Annotated in this window: 18 protein-coding genes, 1 tRNA gene and 1 pseudogene; 16 read left to right on the plus strand and 4 right to left on the minus strand. The window is 67.4% G+C overall.

What is annotated here, in order from left to right:
* Window positions 1-225: 225 nt before the first annotated feature.
* Window positions 226-1,401 carry a PucR family transcriptional regulator gene (locus G8760_RS25875; protein ID WP_166355734.1) on the minus strand — a complete coding sequence of 392 codons (1,176 nt, stop codon included), beginning with the start codon at window positions 1,399-1,401 and terminating at the stop codon, window positions 226-228.
* A gap of 186 nt (window positions 1,402-1,587) precedes the next feature.
* Here G8760_RS25875 and G8760_RS25880 point away from each other — a divergent pair, with 186 nt between their 5' ends.
* Window positions 1,588-2,076 (plus strand): hypothetical protein, encoded by a 489-nt coding sequence (locus G8760_RS25880; protein ID WP_166355735.1) that lies wholly within the window; start codon window positions 1,588-1,590, stop codon window positions 2,074-2,076.
* 126 nt (window positions 2,077-2,202) lie between these two features.
* Window positions 2,203-2,943, plus strand: a complete 741-nt coding sequence (locus G8760_RS25885; protein ID WP_166355789.1) for a pirin family protein — start codon at window positions 2,203-2,205, stop codon at window positions 2,941-2,943.
* 233 nt (window positions 2,944-3,176) lie between these two features.
* Here the strand turns inward: G8760_RS25885 and aceE are convergent, their stop codons facing one another.
* Window positions 3,177-5,936 (minus strand): pyruvate dehydrogenase (acetyl-transferring), homodimeric type, encoded by a 2,760-nt coding sequence (gene aceE, locus G8760_RS25890; protein ID WP_207782747.1) that lies wholly within the window; start codon window positions 5,934-5,936, stop codon window positions 3,177-3,179.
* Window positions 5,937-6,253: 317 nt separating this feature from the next.
* On the opposite strand from aceE, the gene G8760_RS25895 reads away from it, so the two are divergent.
* The 6 genes from G8760_RS25895 (at window position 6,254) to G8760_RS30425 (ending at window position 8,553) form a co-directional block, all read left to right on the plus strand.
* Window positions 6,254-6,676 (plus strand): DUF3052 domain-containing protein, encoded by a 423-nt coding sequence (locus G8760_RS25895; RefSeq protein ID WP_166355736.1) that lies wholly within the window; start codon window positions 6,254-6,256, stop codon window positions 6,674-6,676.
* 9 nt (window positions 6,677-6,685) lie between these two features.
* A complete protein-coding gene (locus G8760_RS25900; protein ID WP_166355737.1) occupies window positions 6,686-7,150 on the plus strand; it encodes a peroxiredoxin in 465 nt (154 codons plus the stop codon).
* Between the two features lie 84 nt (window positions 7,151-7,234).
* Window positions 7,235-7,789, plus strand: a complete 555-nt coding sequence (locus G8760_RS30030; RefSeq protein WP_207782735.1) for a hypothetical protein — start codon at window positions 7,235-7,237, stop codon at window positions 7,787-7,789.
* A gap of 106 nt (window positions 7,790-7,895) precedes the next feature.
* Window positions 7,896-7,970, plus strand: a tRNA-Val gene (locus tag G8760_RS25910).
* Window positions 7,971-8,004: 34 nt separating this feature from the next.
* Entirely contained in the window at window positions 8,005-8,295 is a 291-nt protein-coding gene (locus G8760_RS30420; RefSeq protein WP_246222688.1) for a hypothetical protein, read from the plus strand.
* A gap of 12 nt (window positions 8,296-8,307) precedes the next feature.
* On the plus strand, window positions 8,308-8,553 hold the full coding sequence (locus G8760_RS30425; protein WP_246222689.1) for a hypothetical protein: 246 nt from the start codon (window positions 8,308-8,310) through the stop codon (window positions 8,551-8,553).
* Window positions 8,554-8,568: 15 nt separating this feature from the next.
* Here the strand turns inward: G8760_RS30425 and G8760_RS31000 are convergent.
* Window positions 8,569-8,952, minus strand: a pseudogene (locus G8760_RS31000) (recombinase family protein); the annotation flags it as partial.
* Between G8760_RS31000 and G8760_RS25920 the strand changes: the two are divergent.
* Genes G8760_RS25920 through G8760_RS25935 form a run of 4 tightly spaced genes read left to right on the plus strand, consistent with a single transcriptional unit; the run spans window position 8,843 to window position 10,749 of the window.
* The gene (locus G8760_RS25920; protein ID WP_166355738.1) at window positions 8,843-9,187 is read left to right on the plus strand and encodes a pyridoxamine 5'-phosphate oxidase family protein; all 345 of its coding nucleotides are present in this window, start codon (window positions 8,843-8,845) and stop codon (window positions 9,185-9,187) included. The pseudogene G8760_RS31000 and the gene G8760_RS25920 sit on opposite strands and share 110 nt — an antisense overlap.
* A 44-nt stretch (window positions 9,188-9,231) precedes the next feature.
* Window positions 9,232-9,501 carry a helix-turn-helix transcriptional regulator gene (locus G8760_RS25925; protein WP_166355739.1) on the plus strand — a complete coding sequence of 90 codons (270 nt, stop codon included), beginning with the start codon at window positions 9,232-9,234 and terminating at the stop codon, window positions 9,499-9,501.
* Window positions 9,498-9,914: a HipA N-terminal domain-containing protein gene (locus tag G8760_RS31235; RefSeq protein ID WP_166355740.1), complete on the plus strand. Its 417-nt coding sequence runs from the start codon at window positions 9,498-9,500 to the stop codon at window positions 9,912-9,914. Before G8760_RS25925 ends, G8760_RS31235 begins: the two co-directional genes overlap by 4 nt.
* Window positions 9,883-10,749 carry a type II toxin-antitoxin system HipA family toxin gene (locus tag G8760_RS25935; RefSeq protein WP_166355741.1) on the plus strand — a complete coding sequence of 289 codons (867 nt, stop codon included), beginning with the start codon at window positions 9,883-9,885 and terminating at the stop codon, window positions 10,747-10,749. Before G8760_RS31235 ends, G8760_RS25935 begins: the two co-directional genes overlap by 32 nt.
* 3 nt (window positions 10,750-10,752) lie before the next feature.
* On the opposite strand, the gene G8760_RS25940 is transcribed toward G8760_RS25935, so the two are convergent.
* Complete coding sequence (locus G8760_RS25940; RefSeq protein ID WP_207782736.1) at window positions 10,753-11,748, minus strand: DUF2867 domain-containing protein; 996 nt, start codon at window positions 11,746-11,748, stop codon at window positions 10,753-10,755.
* A gap of 54 nt (window positions 11,749-11,802) precedes the next feature.
* Between G8760_RS25940 and G8760_RS25945 the strand changes: the two genes are divergently transcribed.
* From G8760_RS25945 to G8760_RS25960, 4 genes are read left to right on the plus strand one after another with little or no spacing between them, the layout of a single operon-like run.
* Window positions 11,803-12,411, plus strand: coding sequence for a TetR/AcrR family transcriptional regulator (locus G8760_RS25945; RefSeq protein ID WP_166355743.1), 609 nt, complete (start codon window positions 11,803-11,805; stop codon window positions 12,409-12,411).
* A gap of 52 nt (window positions 12,412-12,463) precedes the next feature.
* On the plus strand, window positions 12,464-13,345 hold the full coding sequence (locus G8760_RS25950) for a proline dehydrogenase family protein (RefSeq protein WP_166355744.1): 882 nt from the start codon (window positions 12,464-12,466) through the stop codon (window positions 13,343-13,345).
* The gene (locus G8760_RS25955; RefSeq protein WP_166355745.1) at window positions 13,342-14,526 is read left to right on the plus strand and encodes a sensor histidine kinase; all 1,185 of its coding nucleotides are present in this window, start codon (window positions 13,342-13,344) and stop codon (window positions 14,524-14,526) included. The genes G8760_RS25950 and G8760_RS25955 overlap by 4 nt, the downstream gene beginning before the upstream one ends.
* Window positions 14,523-15,200, plus strand: a complete 678-nt coding sequence (locus tag G8760_RS25960) for a response regulator (RefSeq protein WP_166355746.1) — start codon at window positions 14,523-14,525, stop codon at window positions 15,198-15,200. Before G8760_RS25955 ends, G8760_RS25960 begins: the two co-directional genes overlap by 4 nt.
* Window positions 15,201-15,213: the final 13 nt, after the last annotated feature.

Consider the following 15,213-nt stretch of genomic DNA (forward strand, 5'->3'; position numbering starts at 1 on the left):
AACAAGGTCGTCCCAGTAACTTTGGGCAGTTCCCACAAACCGGCGTCGGCGGTGGATTCTCCGGTTCCGGGTGACGTGTCCGGGTTTCCAGCTATCCGGTGACCGATCGTCTCGCCGGACGTGCCGTCTGGGGGACCGTCCAGAGCAGTGATCATGGTTCTGACGAGCACAAACCCGACGGCGAAGGACGAGAGCGGCACGCGAGACGACGCCGCCGCGCCGGTGTCACTCCGGATGTGGCGGGTGTAGCCGTCCCAACGTCAACGCCAACCGCAGCGTGTACGAATCGCGGGCGTCGGTGGGTGTGAGTCCTACCACGTCCGTCACCCGGCGTAGCCGGTACCGCACCGTATTCGGGTGGACGAACAAGAACCTGGCCGCCGCCTCCACGGACGCACCCGTCTCCAGATAAGCCGCCAGTGTCTCCAGGACGACCGGACCCGCCTCAGCCACCGGGAAGTACACTTCCGCGACCAACTCGCGCACGGCGTCCTGATCTCCGGACAACGCCCGCTCGGGCAGGAGTGCCGACGCCGCCACCGGGCGAGGGGCATCCGGCCAGCCGTCCGCCGCGACAAGCCCCGAGACCGCGGCCCGCGCCGACTGCGCCGCCGAGACGAGGTCCGGTACCAGCGGCCCCACCACCACCGGCCCCGGGCCGAAGTGACTCACCAGGCTCTTCGCCGCCCGCACCGGATCCTCGACGCCACCGAGGATCGCGACCAGTCGATCGCCCTGCATGCCGGTCAGCACGTCGTATCCGGCTTTGCGGGCGCTCCGGCGGATGTCGTCCACGGTGTTGTCGCGCACCGCGGGAGGCCGGCCGATGATGACGGTCACACCGCCCTCGGCCATCCATCCCAGCGCTGACGCCCGCGAGCGGACGCCCTCGTCGGCTTCACCTCGCAAGAGCGAATCGACGACGGTCGCCTCCAGTCGCGCGTCCCACGACCCCCGTGCCTCGGCGTAGCGGGCGTAGACGTGTGCCGCCGAGAACGCCACCTCGCGTGAATACCGCAAGACACCTTCGAGCACCGCGGGCGCGTCGTCATCACCCACGACGTCGGCGACGTTGTCCTCGACCACCTCGATGGCGACCCGCACGACCTCCACCGTCTGCTGCAGGCTGATCGCGCGGATCAGATCCCGGGGAGCGGTGCCGAAGATGTCCGCGGTGGGTGTCGGACGGGCGTGGCGCGGGTTGCGATACCAATCGACGAAGGCCGCGATGCCAGCCTGGATCACCAATCCCACCCATGATCGCTGCTCCGGCGGCATCGCTCGGTACCACGACAGCTTGTCTTCCATCTTGGCGATGGCCGCCGTGGCGAGCGGTCCCGTGGCACGCTCGAGCAGATGCACGGTGCGCTCGTGACGCTTGGTGTCGCGGCGTGGAGACATATTCGGCAGCGTACGCGGCCACCTTCGTCGCCCGGACAACCGCGTGTTGTCGTGTTGGCACAATCGACGGGCTCCGGCGCCGTCACCCCGGCGTGGACTCCGCCGTCCTCGTGGTAGCTCAGGAGTAGCTCATGGCTGGCACAGGCACTAGGAACAACACCCCGTCCGGCGCTAGGCTGACGCCCTATGTCCACCTCGGTGCCTTCCGGGCGGCCGCCGGGCCGGTTGTCGCTGGACTCGCTCGGCACTGACTTACGCCCGATCCTGCTGGCGATGGCCGGTGGCGCCGTGCTGCTCGTCGTCATCGTGCTCCTGGCCATCCCCGACACCGGCGACGGCGTGGGTGTCGCCATCGTGTTGGCGATCGGGCTGGCGCTTGCCGTTGCGGCGTGGTGGATGCCTGGTGCTCGGTTGACGCCGTTGGACCCCACCCAGCGGGCCGATCCAGCCGCCGCCGCCCAGCTCCTGCGGGGTACCGGCTTCCTCGCCATGGCGCTGGCGGAGACGCCGGTGCTGGTGGGGGTCGTGGTGAGTTTCGTGACAGGTGGTTGGCTGCCCGCCTTGGCCGGTGGCGTGATCGGGACAGCCGCACTGCTCAGCCTGGGGCCGACGCGGCCGCGGCTCGAACTGTGGAAGGAACGGCTCGAGGTGCGTGGCGCACGCACCGGACTGTGACCTCGTCACGCCATCACTGCCGCGCGTTGGTGGACGGTATCCCCAGCCGGGGTGATGGCCCGCCGGAGTCCGCTTCGCGCCCATCGGGAACCGCGCGACACTTGATCCGTGACGGATTACGTGATCATGCGGTCGGCCGACCGGTTCGAAAGCACCGAGCCGGGCCTGGTGTCGCGGCATTCGTTCTCGTTCGGGCGGCACTACGATCCGGGCAATGTCGGCTTCGGATTGCTGGTGATGAACAACGACGACGTGCTGCGCCCCGGCGCCGGATACGCCACCCACCCGCACCGCGACGTAGAGATCGTCACCTGGGTGCTCGAAGGGGCGCTCGCCCACCGTGATTCGACCGGCGCCGGAGGAGTGATCCACCCCGGTCTCGCGCAACGCCTGAGCGCCGGGCGTGGGGTGCGGCACGCCGAGTTCAACGACGACGCCGGGGCCGCGCCGTTGCGATTCGTTCAGATGTGGGTACCGCCGGACGAACGAGGCATCGACCCGTCGTACGAACAATGTGACGTGGCTACCGACCTGGCCGGAGGTGGCCTGGTGACGGTCGCCAGTGGCATGCCGCGATATGCCGACCGCGCGGCCATCCGCCTCGGTCAGCGGGCCGCCGCGATGCACGTCGCCCAATGGGGCGCCGACGGCGTTGCGGCGTCGGTCACCTTGCCCGGTGCGCCGTTCGTGCACCTCTACGTCGCAAGGGGTGTCGTGCACGTCGAAGGCGTCGGTTCGCTGGGGGAAGGTGACGCGGCTCGCCTGACCGACGAAGGAGGACGACGGGTGACGGCGATGTCCGGTGGCGACGTCGAGATCATCGTGTGGGAGATGCACACAACCGTGGCTGCCGCGCCGCCGGCGTGACCTGGTGCGCTTCGGCGCGGCCGGCGTGGCTGCCCGGGCTGGTGGGGCGGGGTGATCAGATGCGCTGTTCGACGTGTGGCGCGGGTTGTGGCATCTGATCATCGGGCGTCCACGTGTTGAGATGCGATCAGATGCGGTGCGGTCGGAATGTCGCGCGCTTCGTGCGCCTGATCGTTCCCGCGGGAGCGATCAGGCGCACAAACGACGATCAGGTGCGAAAGCGGACGCGGCGGTTAGGATTCGCCGCCGGCTTCTTCGGCCGTGGTCGCGGTGACGTCGTCGAGTTTGTACTCGTTGTGAGCGCGCTGGACGACGTCCCAGCCGATCTCGCCGCGCCGAGCGAGCAGCGTCAACACGTTGATCACGATGGACTGAGCGTCGACCTTGAAATGCCGGCGCAGCGCCGCCCGCGTATCGGACATGCCGAACCCGTCGGTACCCAGCGACACCCAGTCGCTCGGCACGTACGGGGCGATCTGGTCCTGGACGGCACGCATGTAGTCGCTGACACCGACCACCGGCCCCTTGGTCTCGATCAGCCGCTGCGTCACGTACGGCACCCGGGACTCTTGGTCGGGATGCATGAGGTTCCACTCGTCGCAGTCGAGGGCCTCACGGCGGAGCTCGTTCCAGGACGTCACCGACCAGACGTCGGCGGCGACCTGCCACTCGTCGGCGAGCCGCTGCTGCGCCTCCAAAGCCCAGTTCATCGCCACACCCGAGGCGAGGATCTGCGCGTGTGGAACCTTGTCGCCTGGAGCGACCTCCATCGGCTTGTACAGGTACATGCCTTTGAGGAGCCCGTCGACGTCGAGATTCTCCGGCTCGGCGGGCTGGACGTACGGCTCGTTGTACACCGTCAGGTAGTAGAAGACGTTCGCTGTGCTTGATTGGTCTTCGCCGTACATCCGGCGCAGGCCGTCCTTGACGATGTGTCCGACCTCGAACCCGTAGGCGGGGTCGTAGTGAACGACGGCGGGGTTGGTGGCGGCGAGGAGGACCGAGTGGCCGTCCTCATGCTGGAGACCTTCGCCGTTCAGAGTGGTGCGGCCGGCGGTGGCGCCCAGGACGAAGCCGCGCGTCATCTGGTCCGCCGCTGCCCAGAAGCCGTCGCCGGTGCGCTGGAACCCGAACATCGAATAGAAGATGTAGATCGGGATCATCGGCTCGCCGTGGGTGGCGTATGACGTCCCGACCGCGGTCCACGACGCTACCGAGCCGGCCTCGTTGATCCCTTCGTGCAGGATCTGGCCGTCGGTGGACTCCTTGTAGGACAGGAACAGCTCGCGGTCCACCGACGTGTAGTTCTGCCCGTGCGGCGAGTAGATCTTCAGCGTCGGGAACAGCGAGTCCATGCCGAACGTGCGTGCCTCGTCCGGGATCACCGGAACGATCCGGTGGCCGATCTCCTTGTCTTTGAGGAGGTCCTTGAGGAGCCGGACGAAAGCCATGGTGGTAGCGACGGACTGCTTGCCGGAGCCGCGCCGGGCTACCTCGTAGACCTTGTCGCCGGGCAGCACCAGCGGCTTGGCCGCCGTGCGTCGCTCGGGGAGGAAACCGCCCAGCTTGGAGCGGCGGTCCATCATGTAGGCGTGCTCGTCGGAATCCTTGCCCGGGTGGAAGTACGGCGGGTTGTAGACGTCCTCGAGCTGGGCGTCGGGGATCTCCATGTAGAGGCGGTCGCGGAACAGCTTGAGGTCGTCGCCGGTGAGTTTCTTCATCTGGTGGGTGGCGTTGCGCGACTCGAAATGTGAACCGAGCGTCCAGCCCTTGATGGTCTTGGCGAGGATGACGGTGGGCTGACCGGTGTGCTCGGTAGCGGCCCGGTACGCGGCGTAGAGCTTCTGGTAGTCATGCCCGCCTCGTTTGAGGCCCCAGATCTCGTCGTCGTTGAGATGTTCCACCATCGCGGCGGTGCGTTCGTCGCGTCCGAAGAAATGCTCGCGGACGTACGCCCCGGACTCCGCCTTGTACGTCTGATAGTCCCCATCCGGCGTGGTGTTCATAAGGTTGACCAGCGCGCCGTCGGTGTCGGCGGCGAGCAGCGGGTCCCACTCCCGGCCCCAGACGACCTTGATGACGTTCCAGCCGGCGCCTCGGAAGAGCGACTCCAACTCCTGGATGATCTTGCCGTTGCCGCGGACCGGTCCGTCGAGACGCTGGAGGTTGCAGTTGACCACGAAGGTCAGGTTGTCGAGCTCCTCACGTGCGGCCATACCCAGCGCACCGACGGTTTCGGGCTCGTCCATCTCGCCGTCGCCCAGATAAGCCCACACGTGCTGCTGGCTGGTGTCCCGGATGCCTCGGTTGTGCAGGTAACGGTTGAATCGAGCCTGGTAGATCGCGTTGATCGGGCCAAGGCCCATGGAGACGGTGGGGAACTCCCAGAAGTCCGGCATCAACCGCGGGTGCGGGTACGACGGCAGACCGCCGCCAAAGCCGGCGTGGGACAGCTCCTGGCGGAAGCCGTCCAGCTGGTGCTCGCCCAGCCGACCTTCCAGATACGCGCGCGCGTACATGCCGGGAGAAGCGTGTCCTTGGAAGTAGATCTGGTCTCCACCGCCCGGGTGGTCCTTGCCGCGGAAGAAGTGGTTGAAACCCACCTCGTACAGGCTGGCCGACGACGCGTAGGTGGAGATGTGCCCGCCGACGCCGACACCGGGGCGCTGGGCACGCTGCACCATCATGGCGGCGTTCCACCGGACGTAGGCACGGATACGGCGCTCGACGAACTCGTCACCCGGGAACTCCGGCTCGGACTCCGGAGGGATGGTGTTGATGTAGTCGGTGTTGCGCAGGCTGGGGACTCCGACCTGGCGTTCGGTCGCGCGCTGCAGCAGGCGCAGCATGAGGTACCGGGCGCGGTGCCGGCCGCCGTGCTCGATCGCGGCGTCCAGGGAGTCCAGCCACTCCTGGGTCTCCTCAGTGTCCGCATCGGGCAGCTGACTGGGGAGGCCGTTGATGATGATCGGGGAGCGGTCTGTCACGACGATCCCTTCGAGGTCGGTAAGCGTCGACGCTGGGGTACAGGTCGGGCTTGAGCGTTACAGGGTCACTGGTATCTGTTCCTATCCTGCTCGCTTCACCGCCGTTCGTCATCATCGGGGTGCCCACCGAGCGCCTCCGGCGGCTCCGGCCGCGGTTTCTGCCGCCCGGTTCGGCTGAGAGGTAGGCGTCATGCCACGCTATGTGCAAGCGTTGTGCTGAAGCTATCCGGCGGGTTTACTTGCGCAAACCAGCGTCCTTGGGTGGACTACTGGCGGTGAGGTGGTTCGCACGGGCGGATCACGTGAGGTAAGGAGGACGATCGGTGGGCCAGACCGCGGGCCAGTTGGCTCAGGGTGACGGGCCGGCCAGCAGGCTTGGGTTCCGTCCTGGGCAAATGGTTCAGGAGCTCGGTTGGGACGAGGATTGTGACGACGAGCTACGGATCGACATCGAGGATGCGACGGGCAACGAGCTCATCGACCAGGGTGGTGGCGATGTCGCCGACGCCGTCCTGCAATGGTGGCGCGAGCACGACGGCGATCTGACCGACGCGCTCGTCGATGCCATCACCGAGCTGGCACCGGGTGGCGTGGTGTGGCTGCTGACGCCTAAGGTCGGCCGGCCGGGGCACGTCGACCCCAGTGACATCGCCGACGCGGCCCTGACCGCCGGTCTGTCGACCACCTCGACGGTGTCGGTAACGGAGGAATGGTCGGGAACCAAGCTTGTCTCCCCGAAGGGCTAGTCTGACCGAATGGAGATGATCGGCTCGCCGGCCCCCGGCTTTCACCTGCAAGATCAGCATGGGGTCGGTTGGCAGCTCAGCGAGTTGCGTGACCGGCCGGTGATCTTGGTTTTCTACCCGTTCGCGTTCACGGGTGTGTGCAGTGGTGAGTTGCGGGCACTACGGGACGAGTTCGTTCCGTCGGTTGGCGATGTCGCCGAAGTGCTGGCCATCTCCTGCGACTCCATGTTCTCGCTTCGGGTGTTCGGTGAAACCGAAGGCCTGATGTTCCCGTTGTTGTCCGATTTCTGGCCACATGGGGCGGTGGCGTCGGCGTACGGTGTATTCGACGAAGAGCGGGGCTGCGCCCGGCGCGGTACCTTCCTGATCGACACGGAGGGCATCGTTCGCTGGAGCGTAGTCAACGATCTCCCCGACGCCCGGCATGTCACGGACTACCGCCGGGCGTTGGACGAGATCATGGCCGCACCGTGATGAAGGGAAGGTGTCATGCCGTGCTACCGCTGCGGAGCCCGTGAGTCCGATCCTGCTCGCGGTGCGCGCCTCTGGGTGCGAGCGGTGCGATCCGACGCGCAGGTGTTGGTGTGCCCGGAGTGCCAGGAGTCGCATGGCTGGTCATCGGACGTCGATCACTGCCCCACCTGCAATGGCACCAATCTGGTCCGACGGCTGGGCCAGACGGTGTGCCGGGCCTGTGAATCGTCGGCCACGGCCGAGTTTCTAGCGGTCGAGAGCACCACGGACCGCGGCGTCGCGGTGGGCGCGGCGGGCCGGCACCGCAGGCCCGACGACGGCCGGGACCTCACGGCGGAGGTCGCCTCCGCACTCGACCGGGTGTTGGGTAAACATGCTCGACGAGAACCCACCGACGGCCCGCCTGACACCGATCACATCCCGGGGCCGCAGCGCGACGGTGCCGCACCTGGCCCGAGTGGCCAGTTGCCAGGGCCAGCGGGGGCCGGGCCGCAGCGTGGCCCCGTCCAGCCGGGTCCCGGTGCTGGCGGTGCAGGCCAGGCGCCCGGTGCTGGCGGCGCGGCAGGAGAAGGCCGTGGGCGGTCGGCCGCAGAGCCGCGCGGACGCGGCTCTCGGCTCCGGCGTGGCCGCCGCCGGTAGCGGGTCGGCCGCGAACGAGCCTGACCACCCATGTGGTCAGGCTGGTGGCAGGGAATGGGTCGGACAGTAGGTATGGTGGTAGCGGCCCGGCGCGAGTTGCCGGGAGGGGCGCATAGCTCAGTGGAAGAGCACTGGTCTTACAAACCAGGGGTCGCTGGTTCGAACCCAGCTGCGCCCACCATGATGTCGTTGTTCAAACCGGCGACATCGCCGGTTTGAGTCCCAGACTCCGTGGCCCGCGACTGTCGGCGGGCCGCGGTTTCCTGCATCTGGGGGTTGAAGAACACGTTGAACGGGGTGCCGGGTTCACCGTCGACGCTGTCGTCGGTGACGATGAGGCGCTCAAAAAAGGCTTGGTTGGCGATGCGGCGGAGCGAGTCGTCGATGCTCATGTAGACCGCGTGGCAGTCTGCTGCGAGGGCGAGGCAGTCGTCGAGGTGGGCTTGGGCTTGTTCGTACTCGATGTCTCCGGCGTTGATCTGGGCGTCGAGGAACGCGATCCGTGAGGCGATGCGGTCTTGTTCGGTCTTGAGAAGGTCGAGGGGGACGGCTCTGGCGTAGTGGGCTTGGAGCAGCTTGGTGCGCTCCTCGCGCAGATCGTCGCGCTCGGATGTGTAGGCGTGTCGTTCTTGTTTCGCGGTGGCGTGGAGCCGGTCGAATTCGGCGGTGATGAGCTCGCGGAGCGCAGTGACTGTGTGCTCGGGTACTTGGACGCGCCGAAAGTAGTTCTCGACGGCGGCTTCCACGTCGGGCACGAACATTGAGCGCTGTTCGCAGTTGGTGCGTTTGGCATGCCGGCCGGCGCAGATGAAGTACGGGTAGATGACCCCGCGGCGGCTTTTGGCGTTGGTTAGGATCAGCCGTGACCTGCATTGCCCGCAGTAGAGCGTGCCTTTGAGGTAGTGATCGTGGGCTTGGGTCTTCTCCCCGGAGCTCTGATGGGCGGTGGGGACGGCCTGGACCCGGTACCAGATCTCGGGGCTGACCAGTGGTTCGTGGATGCCTTCGTAGGTCGCGCCGCGGAACCGGACGTCGCCTTTGTAGTACGGGCTGGTGAGCATATTCTGGATGGTGGACAACGCCGGCGGCTTCGAGGGTCGTTTCGGGGTCGGCACGGTCGTCAGTCCACGGTCGATCAGTTCCTCACGGCGGCTCCGGAACATTCACGAGAATCCGCGGGTCGCCCTCCTGTGCGATCACTACGACGACGACTGGACGCAGCTGTGGTGGGTCCGTGCCGACGGGGCAGCGTTGATCGCCGACGACGGGCCGGCCCGGGCCGCGGCCGTGGAGATGCTCGTCAACAAGTACGAGCAATACGCCGACGACGTGCCGTCCGGCCCGGTGATCGTCGTGGACATCGATTCCTGGTCTGGCTGGGCGTACTCCTCGGCATAGCGAAGGGGCATCTGCACGATCGTGCAGATAGATGGTGAACTCGCATGGCGGCAGCAAGAAAAGGCAAGGATCTGCACGATCGTGCGGCCACTGGTGAACTCGCCGCGCATGTCCGTCGTCGCCGGAAACATTTGGGCTTGCGGCAGGGTGAACTGGCCGACCTGGCCGGCTGCTCCGAGCGGTTCATCCACATGTTGGAGGCCGGTAAGCCGACGGTGCGACTGGACAAGGTGCTCGACGTCCTGCGGGTCCTTGGCTTGCACCTCGAGGTGCAACGCGGTGTCGCCGAGGGAATCACAGTGGACGAGGCGTGAGTCCGAACCCCGGATACTCCCTGGATGAGCTGGTCGATGTCGGACGAGCCGATGTCTACAAGCAAGGCGCGCTGGCCGGCCACATTGAACGCGACGGCGACGACGTCGTGTTCCGGTATGACGACGGTTGGATCGATCACGAGGCCGCGCCGATCGCCACGACGCTGCCGCTGACCGGCACGCCCCATCGGACAGCAGGAGGTGCGGTCCCGGCGTTCTTTGCCGGTTTGCTTCCCGAGGGGCGACGGCTAACGGCGCTATGGCGGGCCACCAAGACGTCGCCGGACGACGCTGACGCTTCTTCTAGGCGTCGGAAGCGACGTCGTCGGCGATGTCCAGGTGGTCCCCGAGGGGATCACGCCAGACGAGGTCACTCCCGTTTTGGAGGTCGATCATGCTCGTGGCTGGGATGAGATCCGCTTCGCCGACATCATCCGCACGCTCGACACTCGGGTGGATCGCGTCGGGCTGGCCGGCGTTCAGGACAAAGTCAGCGCGGCCATCGTCAATCTGCCAGTTGCCCGCGCCGGACACCACTTCATCCTCAAGCTCGAACCACCGGAGTATCGGCACCTGGTCGACAACGAGGCGTTCTTCATCGATGTCGCGCGTAGGTCGGGGTTGGAAGTGGTCGACGCGGCGGTGGTGACCGACGCGGAAGGTGCTCGCGGCTTGCTGGTCCGCCGGTTCGACCGGTACGCCGTCGGCGGCGTCGAGAAGGCGTACGCCGTCGAAGACGGGTGCCAGGTGCTCGGCCGTCATCCAGCGGCGAAATACCGGATCTCTACCGAGGATGCTTTCATTGGGCTCGGCCGGGCATGCGGCGCGCCCGTCGTCGCCGCGCGGACGTTCCTGACCCAGCTGGCCTTCGCCTATCTGACGGCCAATGGGGACGCCCACGCGAAGAACTTTTCGATCGTCCAAGATGACCACGGCGAATGGCGTCCGGCCCCCATGTACGACGTGACCAGCTCGCAACCGTACGGCGATACCACCTTGGCGATGCCGATCGGTGGCCGCCGCGATGCCGGACTGCCGGCGTCGTCCTTCGTCGATCTAGGTCGAGCAGTCGGCGTGCCTGAACGGGCGAGCCGCAGGCTCTTCGCGGAGATAGCCGATAGGGTCGATGGCTGGCTGCCCGATCTAGATCAACTGCCGTTCGACGCTGGCGTCATCAAGAAACTTCGGCGGGTCGTCGAACGACGACGCGCCACCCTCGCACATGCGGCAACGTCCACCGGGGCGTGATGATCACCGGGTGTGCTCGGCTCCCGCGCGGCTCTGCGTGGGGTTTGCGGCCGTCCATTTGGGGCGTTCGGCCAGTCGACGCAGCGCCCGGTAGAGCATGCTCCGGACGACGCGCGGGTGCACGCGCCGCACTATGGCCATGTAGAGCCGGCCACGCCGACTGTGGATCTTGGTCACCGTCGTGATCGTCACGGTCTCCGACTCGACCAGCACCGATGCGCGGAAGTCGAGGTGCGGCGCGTCGGCGCCGAGCATGACCTCGTCGTCGCTACGCTCCACCGGATCGAACGCGCTCTTGTCCGCGACCTCGATGCCGACCAGGCGCACGGCGCCGTTGCGCAGGCGGAGGAGCGCGGCCACCCAGCCCGGCGGCTCATGAAAGATCGCGTCGGCCCAGACCTGCGGATCAGTGGACGCGCCGGGCATCAACGGCACCTGCCAGGCGTCCGCGAAGTCCACCCGGTCGAAGGCATTGAGAGCGAGGACGGCCGTGTCCGGGATCTCGACGGCCCGCGGCTTGGAGAACTCGGTCTGCCGGCGCCACAACCGCACCCACGGTGACCAGGGGGCTGCGCTTTCGAGCCGGCCGGTTGCGGCCAGTTCCGCGTTGTCGAACAGGTCCTCGACCAAGGCGTCGTGCAGCCACCGGACGATCAGCGGTGTCAGTACACGCATCAGCCCGCGCGGCCGACCTTCGAGTACATGCCGGATGACGCATCGGTCTGCGTCGAGTGGCTCGACGCTGAGTTCGTGGTATCCATCGATGCCGGTCACGGGGCGAAAGGTGAACTCCGCCCGGCGGCCGGGCTCGTAGGCGCTCACCCAGTATCGGACGTCGCCGTGTCCGCCGTCGGCGCCCACCTGGAGCGGGCGGTCGAACCGCATGGGCAACCACGCCGGCGAGGGAAACAGCGGATCGTCGTCGCTACCCAGCTGATCGAGTAAAGCGCCGACCTCCTCGGCCGGCGCGTTGATAGTGCGGTCGTGCACGTTTCGCATGGACCTCTCCTTCCATACGGTTGCGTATTGTTTCCATACGGTACCGTACGGAAGGTGGGATCGAAACATCAGGGCGACGGCACGAGCGCTCCGGAGCCGCAGCGGCGCCTCTCCGCGACAGACTGGGCGCAAGCCGCACTGGCCGCCATAGGTGAAGGCGGTCTGGCCGGAGTGGCGGTCGAGCCGTTGGCCGTCCAGCTCGGAACGACGAAGGGCAGCTTCTACTGGCATTTCCAGAATCGGAAGGCGCTGATCGAGGCGGCGATGCAGCTGTGGGAACACGAACACACCGAAAGGATCATCGCCCTGACCGACGCGGACCCCGATCCTGCGGTGCGGCTTCAGAATCTCTTCACGTTCGTCGTCGGCTACAGCCGGAATGATCGGATCGAGGTCGCGTTGCTGGCCACGGCCGACGACCCGCTCGTCGCGCCGGTGATGCGGCGCGTCACCGAGCGTCGCGTCGGCTACGTCGCGTCGTTGTTCGAAGAGCTGGGCCTGCCGGCCGACGAAGCCAGGCACCGGGCGCTGCACGCGGTCAGCGTCTACCTGGGCCATGTCCAGCTGGCGCATGCCGCACCGGACACGCTGGCCATGCAGCCGGAGCAATGGCAACGCCACATGGACGGCATGATGGACGCCCTGCTTCCCAAGCCCACCTAGATGGCGGCCGTCCACCTGCGCTGACCGGCTGTGGCCTGCTAGTTTCAGACCTATGATCACAGGGCTGCCGCGCCGGGTCCTCTTCGGTCTCGCAACGAACTCCCAGTTCGAATCGCTCGTCCGGTCCAACCGGTTCACCGAGGACCTTGCCTACCGTGCCGCCAAGCGCTACGTCGCCGGGATCACTCTGGACGAGGCCCTCGAAACCGTCCGGCACCTCATCGAGGTCGGCTTCGGAGTGACCCTTGATCTGTTCGGTGAAGGTGTCGAGGACGAGCTCGGCGCGGCCGCCGTCGTCGACGGATACCGCGAGGCCGTGTCCGCCGTGGCCGACATCAATGGGGACGTGTACCTGGAGATAGTCCCGTCCCATCTCGGACTGGACATCAGTCTGGACATGTGCCGCCGCCACGTCGAGCAGCTCGTCGAACTTCTGCCTCCGGGTGCCCGGCTGGAGATCAGCGCCGAGGAGAGCTGGCGCACCCCGCACATCATGGACCTGACGGTTGCGCTGGTCGAGGCAGGAGCACCGGCCCTGGCCACCGTGCAGGCGAACCTGCGACGCAGCGCCAACGATGTCGACCGTCTTATCGCGGCGCAGGTCCCGATTCGGCTGGTCAAGGGCGCCTATCTGGAGGCGCCCGACGTCGCGTATCCGTGGGGTGAGCAGACCGATATCGCCTACGTCCGGCTGGCCCATCAGATTCACGCGGGTGGCGTCGGCCTCGCGTTGGCCACGCACGATCCGGTGATCCGGGAGGCGCTGCTCGGGGTCTTGGACAACGCGACGGTAGAGATGCTGCACGGCGTCCGGCGCGACGACGCGGTGCAACTCCTCGAGCGGGGCCATTCGGTGCGGATCTATGCCTGTTATGGCCAGAGCTGGTTCCGTTATTGGATGCGCCGGGTGGCAGAGGCCCAAGGCAGCCCGTGAGAATTCGGGGCCGGCGCGCCGATGTGCTCATCGCGGTGGCAGCCTGGGCGGTCGACACGGCCGACCTCCTGGTGCGCACCCATGACGACGTGTCGGCGCCGCGGATTCTCGCGGCCGCCGCCGGCCTGGTGATCGCGGCTGCAGCACTGACGGCGCGTCGTCAGCGGCCGACGGCGGTCCTTGTCGTCGTCGTGGCCGCCGAGGCCGGGCTGGGGCTGGCGGCCGGACCGCAGACCGGTCTGGTCAGCACGGTGACCCTGGTCGCGCTGTACAGCGCCGGGCGATACCTGCCACTCACGACGGGCTGGGCGGCGGGCGCTGGTGCGATCCTGGTCCTGGCCGCGGCCACCATGGTGCGGACCGAGTCCTGGAGTATCGGCCTGGAGTTCGCCGTGAACTTCCTGGTGATCGTGGTCGGTCAGTTCATCCGGGCCCGCGCGGAATTGGTCGAGCAGCGGCGCGCTCAGGCGGCGCAGGCTGCGGTGCATGCCGAACGACGACGGATCGCGCGCGAGCTGCACGACGTCGTGGCGCACCACATCAGCGTGATGAACGTGCTGGTCGGTGCGGCTCGCACGACAATGATCGACGATCCAGGCAAGGCGACCGAGGCCCTGAGCGCCGGGGAGCGAACCGGCCGGGAAGCCATGACGGAGATGCGCCAGCTGCTCGCGGTCCTGCGTGCCGACGACGCCGACGACGCCGACGACGGTCCTGACGGCACGGAGCCCACCCCGGGGTCGGGGACGGCCGGGCTGCCATCCTTGGTGGCGCTCACCACCGAGACCGGCGTTGCGGCGACCCTGGAGGTCACGGGTGAGCCGCGTCCGTTGCCCGCGGCGGTGGATCTTGCCGTCTACCGCGTTGCGCAGGAGGCATTGACCAATACCCGCAAGCACGCTGGGCGGGTGCGGGCGAGAGTCCGGTTGAACTACGAACCGGATGCGATCGAGATCGAGGTCGCCGACGACGGCCCGAACCCGCAGGCTGGAACGGACGGCGGCGGTTATGGCCTCACCGGCATGGCCGAGCGGGTCGCCCTGTGTGGGGGCCGACTGATGGCCGGTCCACGTCCCGAAGGGGGATTCATCGTGGCTGCCCGGATACCGCTGCCGGCAGCACCGCCGGATCCGGACCACGCCGGCCGGGTGGATCCACTCACGGAGGGCCGCACCGGATGACGGCTGTGCCGGACCGGATCCGGGTGCTCATCGTCGATGACCACTCGCTCGTGCGCGTCGGCTTCCGGATGATCCTCGACGCACAGCCCGACATGGTCGTGGCCGGGGAGGCGAGTGACGGGCTGGCCGCCGTCGCCGAGGCTGAAGCGCTGGTGCCCGACGTCGTCCTGATGGACATCCACATGCCTCGGCTGGACGGCGTCCAGGCCACCAAGCGGATCATCGAGGCCCTGCCGGCTGTACGCGTGCTGGCGTTGAGCACTTTCGACCTCGACGAGTACGTGGCAGAGGCGCTGCGGGCGGGCGCCTCGGGGTTTCTCCCGATGGACGTGTCACCGGAGGAGCTCACCGAGGCGGTCCGGGTGGTCCACAGGGGCGACGCGGCCGTGGCTCCACGGCTGCTGACCCGGCTGATCGGCACGTTCATCCGGGCCGCCCGGCCACGCCCGGCGACGGTGCCGCCCATGGTAGCCGGACTGACCGCGCGCGAGCGGGACATCCTGGTGCTCATCGCGCGTGGCAAGTCCAACACCGAGATCTCCGAGTCCTTCGGCATCTCTGAATCAACCGTCAAGAACCATGTGACCAGCGTGTTCGGCAAGCTCGCCGTCCGCGACCGGGCCCAGGCGGTGATCGTGGCGTACGAGGCAGGGTTGGTGACGCCCGGCGGATGAGCGGGCCTCATCG

Source organism: Phytoactinopolyspora limicola (assembly GCF_011320225.1).
GTDB lineage: Bacteria > Actinomycetota > Actinomycetes > Jiangellales > Jiangellaceae > Phytoactinopolyspora > Phytoactinopolyspora limicola.